The organism is Cobetia sp. L2A1, assembly GCF_009796845.1.
Classification (GTDB): Bacteria; Pseudomonadota; Gammaproteobacteria; order Pseudomonadales; family Halomonadaceae; genus Cobetia.
The window spans coordinates 587,304-599,955 of record NZ_CP047025.1 but is presented as its reverse complement, the minus strand read 5'-3'; the positions used below and the strand labels follow the sequence as shown (position 1 = coordinate 599,955).

The following is a 12,652-nucleotide window of genomic DNA, read 5'->3' as shown; positions in this document are numbered from 1 at the left end:
GCATCGGGTGCCTCACGGAGCCGGAGCCTCTTCTCATGCCCTCATCGACTCAGACCAGAATGCCGCTAGCGGTCACTCTGTTATCGCTATGTCAGGCTTTGCTGGTCAGCGGCAATATCCTGCTGATCGCGGTATCTCCGCTGATAGGGGTACAGCTTGCCTCCAGTACCTGGTCAACCGCGCCTGTCGCCACTCAGTGGCTGGGCCTGATGTGCGCCACCATCCCCGCCTCGTTGATCACTGCACGCCTGGGACGTCGACGCGGCTTTGTGCTCGGCAATCTATGCGGCCTGGTGGGCGCGGGACTCGCAGTATTGGCGTTATCACTTCAGCACTTTGGGCTCTTTCTATTCTCGACCTGGCTAGTGGGCATCGGGATTGGCTTCGGTCAGCTTTATCGCTTCGCCGCGATGGAAGCTGCGCCGCCCGAGCAGCGTGAACGCGCCATCGGGCTCGTCATGGGCGGCGGCGTGCTAGCTGCCTTCTTCGGCCCTTGGCTTGCGCGCACCAGCCATGCATTGGCCGATACGCCCTTCCTCGGTAGCTTCATTGGTTTGGCTGCACTCTATTTACTGGCACTGATACTACTGGCCTTCATTCGCCTGCCCCGCGAAGCTGAAGCGAGTAACAAGAATAACGAAGTACCTGCACGCCCGCTGGGCGTGATCCTGCGTCAGCCGACCTTCCTGCTGGCCGTGCTCAGCGCCATGGTCGGTTATGGGGTGATGAATCTGGCGATGACGGCAACGCCACTGGCGATGGCCTCCGTCGGACATGACTTCGATCATGTCGCGACCACCATTCAATGGCACGTGGTCGCCATGTTCCTGCCTTCATTCTTTACCGGACGGCTGACCGCGCGCTTCGGCGCAGGGGCAATGATCGTCAGTGGTTGTGCCTTCCTGCTGACCAGCTTGATCACGGCACAATACCTCAGCGGTACCAACGGCTTCTTCCTAGGCCTTGTCCTGCTCGGCATCGGGTGGAATTTCACCTTCCTGCCCGCCACCAGCCTGCTCACCACCTGCTATCAGCCGAGCGAAAAAGCCCGTACTCAGGCCGCCAATGAATTTCTCGTGTTCACTACCGGCGCCATCACCGCACTGCTGGCGGGACCACTGGTCAGCAGTATCGGTTGGGTGCTGCTAAATCAGTGGCTGATGCCACTCTGCCTGCTGCCCATTGGCCTGTTGGCATGGCGTCAGCTTGCCTTGCGCACTCGTCGCCCGCAGATAGAAGAGCGTCGATAGAAGAAAGATGACGGCCGTCGATACTGTTCTTGGCTCAATGATCATCTTGAGCGCCGACGCCTTTACCGATAGGGAAGCCCTTGATGTTCAACTCCATCACCCGCAACGCCCGCCAGTTGGCGCGCGATGTGGGCCGCGAAGCACATGACCTGCTGGAGCGCGGCCTTGACCGCCAACTCCGCTTGGCTGTCACTGGCCTGTCCGGTGCTGGCAAGACCGCCTTTCTCGTGTCGCTGATAGAACAACTGCGTCACGCAGGGCTCGGCGCACGCCTCGAGCTGCTGCCCGCCGCGCGTGATGGCCGCCTGCTCGGCGCCCAGCGTATCAGCCAGCCGGACCTCTCGATCCCGCGCTTTCCGCTGGACGCCGGCCTGCGCTCGCTCTCTGGCCAGCACACTCCGCATGGCCCCGAATGGCCGACGCCGACCCGCAGCATCAGCGAGCTGCGCCTGAAGATCGGCTTTCGCCCCACCTCGCGTGCCGCTCGCATGCTCGACAGCAAGCGCGCCACGCTGACACTGGATTTGATCGACTATCCCGGCGAGTGGCTGCTGGATCTGCCCATGCTGGAGCAGGATTTCACTGCCTGGAGTGGCGAGTGCGAGACGCAGCTGAACGATGGCCGCGCGCATTGGGCCAGTGACTGGCTGGCGGCGGTAGAGCATCTGACACCTGACAGTGACGTCGACGAGGACCGGCTGGCAGAGATCGCCACTCACTACACTGAGTATCTGCATGCTGCGCGCCGTAACGGTGGCTTTGTCGACCTCACTCCCGGACGCTTCTTGCTGCCTGGCGAGCTTGATGAAGCGCCAGTCCTGCAATTCTTCCCACTCACGGGGCTCACCGACTGGACGCCCGAGGCGCTGGCCGCGCTACCGGACTCCAGCTTGTATCGCACCCTCGCACGCCGCTTCGATCACTATCGTCGCCACGTGGTGCAGCCCTTCTATCATGATCACTTCCGGCGCTTTGATCGCCAGATCGTGTTGATCGATGTACTCGGTGCGCTGAATGCCGGCCCTGCGCCGTTCCGTGACCTCACCCGAGCGCTGGACAAGCTGTTCGATAGCTTCGCCTATGGCCGTCGCCACCTGTTGGCGCGCCTGATGGATCGTCGCATTGATCGGCTCGCCATTGCCGCCACCAAGGCGGATCACGTCACGCCGGAGCAGCATGGCGCAATGCGTGACTTGCTGGAGCAGTTGCTCGCAGACCCGATCAAGCGCCTGCGCTACCGTGATGTGCCGCTCAAGGCCTTCACCATCGCCGCCATTCGTGCCAGCGAGGCGCGTGAAGTGGTCGAGAATGGCCAGCGGCATCCTGCGCTGTCCGGTCAGTTACTGGGGACGGGTGAGCAGAACCAGACGGCCGACTCCCGAGAGTCAGTCCTGCTCTTCCCGGGTGAGGTGCCATCACGTCTGCCAGACGCTACCTTCTGGAACGAAGGTAACTTCCAGTTTCCGAATTTCGCGCCGCCACGTATTGAAGGCAACGCCCCCCCTCATATCCGCATGGACGCCGTGCTCGACTGGCTGCTGGGAGACCACCTGAAATGACCACCGAATCCCGCCATCCGCGCCCGGGCAAACGCTTCACCACTTCCGGGCCTGCCGACTCGCCACAGGCCGATGCCACCTCGACAACTTACGCCGAGCGCCCCACCGAGAGCGCGGCAGAGGCCCTGCGTGGTGCGCGCCACTTTTCACCGGAGATGGAAAGCCAGCCACTGGCCGTCGCCGAGCCGGAACCTGCCACTCCGGGACTTGATGCGACGCTGAGCGCCAAACCGCGCCATCGTGGCCTCAAATGGTTATTGCTGGGCACCTTGACCTTGGGAGGCGTCGAAGCCGGTCATTCCCTGTATCAGGCGGCCATGGGCGGTGATCTGATCGCCGGCGCCTGGGGTCTGGTGGGCCTGGGCGCCATCGGCCTGGGCGCGCGTGCACTGGGCAAGGAGCTGTTCAAACTGCGGCATCTGCGCAAGCATGCCGCCCTGCGCGGACAGCTCGAGGAATATCAGGAAGATGACTTCGGGCAGCGTGGGGAGTCGCTCACGGAAAGTGACAACACGGACAAGGCGACCGGCAAGTCCTCTGGCAAGCAGGATGATCTGCTTGAACAACTGCGTCGTCAGATGAAGCTTGGTGACGATGACGCCGGCGTGCGCGCCTGGAGCGCCGCCTGTGAAGCACATCACTCCCAGTCTGAGCGCCGGGAATTGTTCGCCTTTCACGTCCTTGGGCCGCGCGACCGCGAAGCGCGCCGTCTGATCTCGCGCATGAGTGGCGAGACTGCGGTCATGGTCGCGGTGTCACCGCTCACCTGGGTCGACATGAGTTTGGTGGCGTGGCGCGGTCTGCGCATGATAGAGCGCCTTTCTCAGCTTTACGGACTGGAGCTCGGCTATGCCAGTCGCCTGCGACTGTTCAAGGAAGTGCTGGCCTCGATGGCCTTCGCCGGCGCCAGTGAACTGGCCGCCGAAGCCAGCATGGACCTGTTGTCGATGAATCTGGCAGCGCGCCTCTCCACCAAGGCGGGCCAGGGACTGGGTAGCGGCCTGATGAACGCACGCCTTGGCCTGCGTACCATGCGCCTGCTGCGCCCGATTCCCTTCCATGCCGACGAGGTGCCGAGAATCAGTGAGCTGCGCTCCGAGCTGTTCTCCCGCCTGCGCAAGGCTGATAAAGGTGAGGAAGATGGCGTAGTTTGAGATGAAGCGTCTCTGTCACTCGCCATGGAAAAAGCGCGCCTCGTCATCACGGGGCGCGCTTTTCTTGATGCCAGACAAGGAGCCTACATTTCGCTTGCGATGCCCGCTTCCAGCCACTTCATCACTCGCAGTGCTTCAAGCGCCGGCGTTGGATTCGCCCCGTTGCCACGGATACAGTCGCGCAGCTGCGCATACCATGCTGGATAGTCACCATCACAGCCTTGATAAGAGCGCCCCACCAGCACTTCTTCCTCACTGTCTTTCACACCGTCTGTACTACGACGCCCTTGGCGCTCACCCTCGATCGTTGAGATACGCTCCAGTAAGGTCAGCATGCCTGGATGTGGGTCACGCCCCCACTGGCGTGCAGTACGCACGGCCATGTCACGTGCCGGATAATCGCCAGCCTTGAGACACTCTTCCTGCGGATCAAGCCCGAACGTCACATAGCTACCACGAGTACCATGCGCGGCGAAGCGCGCTGTCGGGGCAGCGGTCAATGCGCTGGCGTGTAGCTCTACCACCAGTCCGGGATGTTGGCCTTGAGTTGAGTAATCCAGTACAGCGTGGAAGAAGTCATCGGTCACCGCGCCGTCACGCTGAATGCGGCGAGTTAACTGGATGCCCGTTGGCTCGCCAAACAGACACAGTGCCTGATCCAGCAGATGTGGGCCGAGGTCGTACCATAAGCCACTACCCGGCAACGCCTGCTCGCGCCAGCGATTCGGGACTGTCGGGCGGAAGCGATCGAAATGTGACTCCAGATGCGTGATACGCCCTAGCATGTCGTTCTCGATCAGCTCGGACAGCGTCAGGAAGTCAGCATCGAAACGACGGTTGTGAAAGACCGCCAATACGCGATTTACCTGCTCAGCCTCACGCGCCAATGCTTCTCCCTCGTCCAGAGTCACCGTGAAAGGCTTGTCGACGACCACATGCTTACCCGCTGCCAGTGCAGCACTCGCCAACGAATAGTGTGTCTCGTTGGGCGTGGCGATGATGATCAGCTCAATATCATCACGTGCCAGCAGCGCCTCGACAGTACTCTCAGCGACCAGCTGCGGTCGCTCCGACTCAACGATCTCGGGGCGTGACGTTGATAGTGCAACAAGTTCAAGCCCCTCGGTAGCTTCGATCAGCGGCGCGTGAAAGGTACGCACCGCCATGCCATAGCCGACCAGACCGACACGAATGGGACCATGGGATTGCGCATCATCGGAGAGGTTTGTGGGGCTCATCAGACATCCTTGTCGTTAGTGCTGTCATTTTCCCTTATGGGCGTGGGCATACCAGACCCAGCACGCTGTAACGCCATCCTAGCAGGCTGTACGACAGGAGTGAGTCCTGTGGCTTGCCTTTAATACTTAACTATTGAGTGCTTGATCCGGGCCAGGCCATCCCCTTCCTAGCACCGCTCACCTTAAACACCCACCTTCAAGCACTCCCTCCAGCTTCCCTCACCCATCACGTTCCAATACATCCATTCTGCCCACTCATGTATCCCCCCCTTGAAGTTCATCAGTGATGGCCGCAGGAATATGAGTATCGGTACGGACAGTACTTCCTTTCATCTCAGGTCGGATGTTCGCGCTTACTGAATACGCAACAGGAGCAGACAGCATGCGCAAGACGCTCATTATCGGTGCCAATGGCCAGATCGGTCGCCAGCTATGTGAAAAAGCCAAGGCTGCGGCCGAGCCAGTACTCGCCATGATCCGATCGAGTGATCAGCAAGGCTGGTTCCGAGAGCGTGGCATCGAGACCGTGCTCGGGGATCTCGAAGGCGAAATGCGCCAAGCCTTCTACGGCTGTGATCAAGCCGTATTCGTGGCGGGCTCCGGCCCGCATACCAGTCCAGACAAGACGCTGACCATTGATCTGCACGGCGCCATGCGTACGGCCGATCTGGCTAGCGAATTTGGCCTGTCACGCGTGATCCAGGTCAGCTCGATACGCTCGGAAACTCCATTGGCGGGACCAGTGGCCATGCGCCCCTACTTTTCCGCCAAGAAAGCGGCTGATCTATGCCTCGCCGAGAGCGGCCTGCGTCATGTCATCGTCAAGCCCGGCCGCCTGACCGATGCCAGCGGTAGCGGAAAGCTGACCGAAAACGCCGATGCCTCTGACGAGATGCAGGTCTCACGCGCCAATGTCGCCGAGTTTCTGCTGGGCCTGATGCAGGCGCGTGATATTGGTGGTCGTTACCGAAAGGCTCCAATATTCACCCTGTTCGACGGTGATCAACACGTAGAGCACCTACTCGCCAATCACAACGCTATGTCGTAGGCAGCCCCTCACCTGCAGCATTCATGACGAAAGGCCCCATTGACAACGCCCACAGGTACACCGTGTGGGCGTTGCCGCATCTGGCCGCTTTCCCCCCATGCCCCATGTCCGTATAGTGAGCCACTGACCCCGCCAACAGAACTTCCGAAATGCTGCAGAACAATTCGCTGCTGGCGCAGCTGAAAGATCAAATCCGCCAGGAAATTCCCCGTGTTACGGGGGTGATCAAAGGCACCGACAAGGGCTTCGGCTTTCTCGAATGCGAGGATGGTGAATCCTATTTCGTGCCGCCGCCCGCCATGAAGCAGGTGTTGCACGGCGATACCGTGGAAGCGACCGTCAAGGTGGAAGGCGAGAAGAAGTCCGTCCAGCCGGAAGTGCTGATTGAGACGGGTGTCGATCGCTTCGTCGCTCGTGTCGGCAAGCGTGATGGCCGCCTGAACGTGATGCCGGACCATCCCTCCATCAACACGCGCATGAAAGCGCGCGTGAAGCGTGGCATCAATGAGGAAACCCTCAATGATGGCGATTGGGTCGTGGCGCGTCTGCTGCGTCACCCGATGCGCAAGGATGACCGCAGCTTCTTCGCTCAAATCGAAGAAGTCATCGCCACCGCGGACAACCCGCGTGTGCCGTGGCGTGTCACTCTGGCGCGTCATGCGCTGGAACAGGCCTCTCCAGAAGGCGGCACTGACTGGCCGTTGATGGAAGAAGGCTTGACTCGCGAAGACATGACTCACGTGCCCTTCTTCACCATCGATGGTGAAAAGACACGCGATATGGATGATGCTCTGCACATCGTCGAGCGCCCTGAAGGCGGCTGGACCCTGAGCATTGCCATTGCTGATCCAACGGCCTACGTGCCGGAAGGCAGCCGGATAGACGAAGAAGCGCGCACGCGCTCCTTCACGGTCTACCTGCCGAGTCAGAACGTCACGATGCTGCCGGAAATCCTGTCCGATGATCTGTGCTCGCTGAAGGAAGGTGAAGACCGTCCCACGCTGATGTGCGTCGTCGACATTGATACCGATGGTGTCATCGCTGAGCCGAAGTTCTTCGCAGCCACCATGCGCTCCCACTACCGCCTGACCTACGACAACGTCTCAGACTGGATCGAGGGCAAGGAAGGTAGCTGGACGCCAGCCAACGACGAACTGGCCGAAGGTCTTCGCCAGCTGGAAGCCTTCACTCAGGCACGTATCGCCTGGCGTGCACGCAACTCCCAGATCTTCCGCGAGCGCCCGGACTTCGAGTTCGAGCTGGACGAGGAAGGTAACGTGCTCAACGTACGTGCCGACCATCGCCGCATCAGTAATCGCATGATCGAAGAATCCATGATCACTGCGAATCTAAGCTGCGCACGTCTGCTCTCCAAGCATATCGGTCACGGTATCTTCAATGTTCACCAGGGCTTTGCTCCGGAGAAATACGACGACACCATCGAGTTCCTGGCGGGTCAAGATATTACTGCCACGCCGGAACAGCTTGGTAGCCTGGAAGGTTACCGCCTGATTCGTCAGGAACTGGACAGCCGCGAAGATACCTGGCTTGACGTGCGCATGCGTCGTTTCCAGGGCTATACCGTGATGTCCGCTCAACCGGGCCCGCACTTTGGCCTTGGCCTTGAAGCCTATGCCACCTGGACCTCGCCTATCCGCAAGTACGGCGATATGGTCAACCACCGCTTGATCAAGCGTGTGATTCTTGGCCAGGAAGTCCCGGCAGAAGCCACCGAGCAGCTGACAGAGCACCTCAGCGAGCGTCGTCGTCTCAACCGCATGGCGGAGCGTGACGTGAAAGACTGGCTTTACGTGCGTTACCTGACCAAGGCCGCTGAAGAACAGCAAGTCTTCCTCGGTGAGATCATCGATATTCGCCGCGGTGGGATGCGCGTGCGTCTGGAAGAGAATGGCGCCAGCGTCTTCATTCCGGCACCGCTGATCCACAGCGATCGCAAGAAAGTCGCGATCGATGACAAGGAAGGCCGTGTGAACATCGAGGATGTACTGCGTTATTCCCTCGGTGACATCATCAAGGTCTCTCTGACAGAAGCCCGCGAAGAACGTCGTTCGCTGGTGGGTCGTCCGACCGAATAAGTCGGCACCTTCCACTCGCCAGAAACACGGCGGGTCATCTACGCCCCGGAGCGCCTTGCGCCCGGGGCGTTTTACGTTCCAACCCCTTATCGTGTACCAACCGTGATAAATTGTAATTTTGTGAAACAATGCAGTGAGGTATGCTTACCAGACAGAAACACGGGGCAGTCAAAATAACCACAGCGACTTTCTCTTGATCATGAGATAGGCCATACCATACGCTGTGATCACATCATGTCAGAGACGATGCCCAGTCTAGAATCACTGAACGCCTTGATGGCGTCCCCAGGTCCTCGGGAGGACTCCAGGATGAAAATGTATCGCTTGCCCGCATCGTCCTCACTGCGTCACATGGCTGAACATGCCGCCATCGTACGCCGGCCAGCCATGGCGTACGCCCGTATCGATGGTCAGTCAGCACTGGAAAGTACAGCGTCTGCAGGTGATGCCATACATCCAGAGCGCCAGCGTGAAATCCAACGCGAGGCCATGGAGCATGTCGCCCTGCTGCTTGAACGTGATCGTCGTCGTACCCGTAATCGCTTACTACTGGCCGCTGGCCTGCTGATGAGCCTTGCCCTGCTCGCCAGTCAACGCCCTATCGAGCCCAACGCAGGCTATCCGGAAGGCATTGGCCAGTCCGCTCCAGCCATGCAACACCTGCTTCAAGGTATCGTGTAAACACGTTGCCTGACATCATGAGAAATATCTGACGAGGCATTGCTAGCATTGACATTGCTAGCCTGAGCTTTACCAATCTGAGCATGCCTCGCTACTGGCGTATCCCGATACACCTTCAAATTCCTGTAGTGCACGCACATTGCCCCGTCCAGTGACCCTGGATGGGGCCTTTTTTTATCTGTCATTCATCATTGCCCTCGCGGGAATGGTAGCGAAAATATCGCCGTTGATACGTCATTACCGACATCACTCGCTATCCACTCTTCGCGCATATTGCGTGGCAGCACCTGCCTACCGCACAAATGCCGCATCTCGCTGTCACACTGATCAGCATGCCCCAACGTGCGGCACTGCAAGGCGTCCCGTCACCCGCGACACGGTATGTCACGTAACGGCCCCTTGGTTTCATCCTACCTCCCCCCAATGACTAGAGCAGGACACTCGACGGTTGTCAGTGATTCCTCGCCAGTTAGTAGACAGATTCTCAGTGTGTACACGGATGCGTACATGTCTAAGATTTTAAGGCTGACTAAGCTTAAAAAAACCTTTGGAATCAACACGATGCTACATATCGCTGACATGACGATGTTTCATGCCCCGTCCAGTGGTGGTGTGAGGACCTATCTGGAAGCCAAGCGACGACGGCTGAGAACACGGCCTGATATTCGCCATAGCCTACTGGTACCCGGCGAAGCCACCAGCGTCAGTGATGATATCTATAACGTGCCGGCGCCACCGATCCCGTTCGGCAATGGCTATCGCTTTCCGCTGCGGCGCAGTGGTTGGGTCAGTACCCTGTTAGCGTTATCGCCCGATGTCATCGAAGCGGGCGACCCTTACGTCACGGCATGGGCCGCATTGGATGCCGGTCGCAAGCTGGACGTACCGGTATTGGGGTTTTATCACTCTGATTTGCCGCGCCTGATCACCAATCGTCTCGGCGAGTGGTCGGGTAGCAATGTCGATCGTTATGTTCAGCGTTTGTATCGTCACTTCGATCGAGTGCTTGCGCCGAGTCAGGTGATGGCTGAGCGCCTTGATCATCTGGGGATTGGCAATGTGCATATCCAACCGCTAGGCGTGGACCTCACTACCTTTCATCCAGATCGCTGCGATACGCAACTGCGGCGCGAGCTTGGGTTATCAGATCATGTGCGGTTACTCGCTTTCGCCGGCCGCGGCTCGCGCGAGAAAAACCTCGACGAACTGCTCGATGTTGCCCGCCTGCTAGGGCCCGACTATCACCTGCTACTGATTGGCTCCGGCATGCCGCGTCACCTCCCGGACAACGTCAGTGTGACCGGCCACTTCTGTAGCTGTGATGAGGTAGCGCGCATGGTGGCTTCCGTTGATGTACTGCTGCATGCCGGCACTCAAGAGACCTTCGGATTGGTCGTGCTCGAAGCCATGGCCTGCGGGACTCCCGTGGTAGCAGCACGCGCCGGGGCTCTGGCCGAGAATGTACCTCTGGGCTGCGGACAGCTATGCGAACCGCACTCACCACGCGATATGGCACGCGCCGTACAGGAAGTGTTCGCCAATGATCCTGCTGCGCTAGGGCGTCAGGCACGTCGCCATGTCGAGAAGCATCATGATTGGGATCGCGTCGTCGATGGACTACTGGGCCATTACCGCGCGGTGACCGGCACCCGCTTTCACCCCATGCTGGAGGAAGTGACGCATGGCTGAACAGCCCGACTCCTCGCGTCACTTTCTGCTGGTGCTTCACGATGTAGCCCCTGAAACCTGGCCGGATTATCGCGACTTTGTCGCCGAGCTGGACGCGCTCTGCCAATCACGTCTGAATCATCCTTGCCCCATTACCTGGCTAGTCGTCCCTGATTTCCATCACCGCAGCGCGCTTGAAGACTCTCCAGCGTTCATTGAACAATTGGAAAAACGTCGCCAACAGGGCGACGAATTGGCGCTACATGGCTTCCACCATTGCGATGACGCACCGCCGCCACGGACACCGCGCGATTATCTGATGCGCCGCGTGCTGACCTGGGAGGGCGAGTTCTATCCTCTCGACGAGGGGGAAGCCAAAAGGCGCCTCACTGCCGGTGCCGAGCTTTTCACACGCCTCGGCTGGCCACTTGATGGCTTCGTCGCGCCCGCCTGGTTGATGAGCGAGGGTACTCGCAGTGCATTGAAATCCCTCGATTTTCGCTACACCAGTGACACCCAGCATCTCTATCGGTTACCTGACTTCAGCGTCATCGATGCACCGGGACTGGTGTGGAGCTCGCGCTCAGCACCACGTCGTCTGATGTCACGCTGGGTCAGTGAACGCAAGTTGGCCCGCGCGCAAGACGCTGCGGTATTGCGACTAGGTTTGCATCCCGTCGATATGCGTCACGATGGCTCGCGCCGCTATTGGCTCCAGCTGGTCTCACGGCTACTCGACAGCGGTCGCCTGCCAATGACCAAGATTGACTGGCTGACACAACATGGCCTGCTGGAAGCCCCTGACAGTCATCAGTCCTCCCATCAACAGTCTTCCCATCAACAGTCTTCCAGTGACGCGGCCTGACATGGCGATTTTCTCTCCATCTCGTCAGCGTGTAACTATCATGCGGAGCTTTGAATGAGCCGTGCAGCATGGATGTTGAGCGCTGGCCTGGTACTGGTCATCGCGGTGCCACTGACGCTGGGCGGTAGCGGGCTGGGAGCACAGCTACGCCAGTTTCCGCTCGACACCTTTCTATTGATGCTCGGCATGATTCTGGTGTGCTGGAACCTGAATGCAGGGCGCCTGCGCCTGTTGTTGGCTGGGCGTGGTGGCCATCTTGGCCAGCGCCGAGCCTTGGGCATGGTGATGGCAACTGAATTCGCGATCAGTGCAACGCCCGGCGGCAGCGGCGGCCCACTCACCTTGATGGGGTTGCTATCGCGCCAGGGGGTACGTCCAGCGCAGGCGACAGCGGTATTCGCAGTCGATCAGATCACCGACATGCTGTTCTTTCTCTCTGCACTGGCCAGCATCGGGCTTTATGCATTGTCCCACACCATCGATCTGCGTCTCGGCTGGATGCTTGCCATCCCGGCCCTATTACTGATCATTGGGTTTGGGTTGCTGATCGCCCTGGGTCGTCATCATCGTGAACTGCTGAAGTCGAGTGGGCGGCTCCTGCACTGGCTGAGAGTCCGACATCGTTCGCGCATCAAACTGGCAAGAGCCATCATCCACTTCCGTCATGCGCTGATCGAGACACTGGCTCTGCCACGCCTGACACTGAGCCTGATCTTCCTGCTCTGCTGTGCCCATTGGCTGTTACGTTACTCGATCCTCTATCTGGCAGTTTCCGGGCTAGGTCGTGATATTGACTGGAGCTGGACCTTCATCGTGCAGATGCTATCTCTGGCGGCTGGCCAACTGACACTGTTGCCGGGAGGCGCAGGTGGAGCCGAACTCTCCTCTACTGCACTGCTCACACCCGTGATAGGCGCCTCCAGTGCCGCGGCTGCCGTCGTCATCTGGCGCGCCGTCACCTTCTATTTCTATCTGATCGCCGGCGCGCCGGTGTTCTTCGTGATGGCCGGCAGTAGCATGCTGGGTCGCCTGCTCAATCGCCGTACTTCGAGCACATGACGGCGTCATGGGGCTTGCGGTAAGCCGCTACGAC

General features: G+C 59.5%; 10 protein-coding genes. 9 read left to right on the top strand and 1 reads right to left on the bottom strand.

Features of this window, described 5'->3' with window-relative positions:
• The first annotated feature begins 59 nt into the window (after positions 1-59).
• The 3 genes from GQR90_RS02625 (at position 60) to GQR90_RS02615 (ending at position 3,963) form a co-directional block, all read left to right on the top strand.
• Entirely contained in the window at positions 60-1,250 is a 1,191-nt protein-coding gene (locus tag GQR90_RS02625; protein WP_158775259.1) for an MFS transporter, read from the top strand.
• Between the two features lie 116 nt (positions 1,251-1,366).
• The gene (locus GQR90_RS02620) at positions 1,367-2,809 is read left to right on the top strand and encodes a YcjX family protein (protein ID WP_158775258.1); all 1,443 of its coding nucleotides are present in this window, start codon (positions 1,367-1,369) and stop codon (positions 2,807-2,809) included.
• Positions 2,806-3,963, top strand: a complete 1,158-nt coding sequence (locus GQR90_RS02615; RefSeq protein WP_158772767.1) for a TIGR01620 family protein — start codon at positions 2,806-2,808, stop codon at positions 3,961-3,963. The genes GQR90_RS02620 and GQR90_RS02615 overlap by 4 nt, the downstream gene beginning before the upstream one ends.
• Before the next feature lie 83 nt (positions 3,964-4,046).
• Here GQR90_RS02615 and GQR90_RS02610 read toward each other — a convergent pair whose 3' ends face one another.
• On the bottom strand, positions 4,047-5,201 hold the full coding sequence (locus GQR90_RS02610) for an oxidoreductase (RefSeq protein WP_158772766.1): 1,155 nt from the start codon (positions 5,199-5,201) through the stop codon (positions 4,047-4,049).
• Positions 5,202-5,583: 382 nt separating this feature from the next.
• Here GQR90_RS02610 and GQR90_RS02605 point away from each other — a divergent pair, with 382 nt between their 5' ends.
• From GQR90_RS02605 to GQR90_RS02580, 6 genes are all read left to right on the top strand, one after another.
• A complete protein-coding gene (locus GQR90_RS02605) occupies positions 5,584-6,249 on the top strand; it encodes an NAD(P)H-binding protein (protein ID WP_158772765.1) in 666 nt (221 codons plus the stop codon).
• 149 nt (positions 6,250-6,398) lie between these two features.
• Positions 6,399-8,345: an exoribonuclease II gene (locus GQR90_RS02600; RefSeq protein WP_158772764.1), complete on the top strand. Its 1,947-nt coding sequence runs from the start codon at positions 6,399-6,401 to the stop codon at positions 8,343-8,345.
• A gap of 309 nt (positions 8,346-8,654) precedes the next feature.
• The gene (locus GQR90_RS02595; RefSeq protein ID WP_158772763.1) at positions 8,655-9,026 is read left to right on the top strand and encodes a hypothetical protein; all 372 of its coding nucleotides are present in this window, start codon (positions 8,655-8,657) and stop codon (positions 9,024-9,026) included.
• 561 nt (positions 9,027-9,587) lie between these two features.
• Entirely contained in the window at positions 9,588-10,715 is a 1,128-nt protein-coding gene (locus GQR90_RS02590; RefSeq protein WP_199269464.1) for a glycosyltransferase family 4 protein, read from the top strand.
• Positions 10,708-11,559, top strand: a complete 852-nt coding sequence (locus GQR90_RS02585; protein WP_158772762.1) for a DUF2334 domain-containing protein — start codon at positions 10,708-10,710, stop codon at positions 11,557-11,559. Before GQR90_RS02590 ends, GQR90_RS02585 begins: the two co-directional genes overlap by 8 nt.
• Before the next feature lie 54 nt (positions 11,560-11,613).
• Entirely contained in the window at positions 11,614-12,618 is a 1,005-nt protein-coding gene (locus GQR90_RS02580; protein WP_158772761.1) for a lysylphosphatidylglycerol synthase transmembrane domain-containing protein, read from the top strand.
• Positions 12,619-12,652 lie beyond the last annotated feature (34 nt).

Coding starts and splice junctions, on each gene's coding strand:
- GQR90_RS02625 (WP_158775259.1), top strand. CDS start 60: ATGCCGCTAGCGGTCACTCTGTTATCGCTATGTCAGGCTTTGCTGGTC.
- GQR90_RS02615 (WP_158772767.1), top strand. CDS start 2,806: ATGACCACCGAATCCCGCCATCCGCGCCCGGGCAAACGCTTCACCACT.
- GQR90_RS02610 (WP_158772766.1), bottom strand. CDS start 5,201: ATGAGCCCCACAAACCTCTCCGATGATGCGCAATCCCATGGTCCCATT.
- GQR90_RS02605 (WP_158772765.1), top strand. CDS start 5,584: ATGCGCAAGACGCTCATTATCGGTGCCAATGGCCAGATCGGTCGCCAG.
- GQR90_RS02600 (WP_158772764.1), top strand. CDS start 6,399: ATGCTGCAGAACAATTCGCTGCTGGCGCAGCTGAAAGATCAAATCCGC.
- GQR90_RS02595 (WP_158772763.1), top strand. CDS start 8,655: ATGAAAATGTATCGCTTGCCCGCATCGTCCTCACTGCGTCACATGGCT.
- GQR90_RS02590 (WP_199269464.1), top strand. CDS start 9,588: ATGCTACATATCGCTGACATGACGATGTTTCATGCCCCGTCCAGTGGT.
- GQR90_RS02585 (WP_158772762.1), top strand. CDS start 10,708: ATGGCTGAACAGCCCGACTCCTCGCGTCACTTTCTGCTGGTGCTTCAC.
- GQR90_RS02580 (WP_158772761.1), top strand. CDS start 11,614: ATGAGCCGTGCAGCATGGATGTTGAGCGCTGGCCTGGTACTGGTCATC.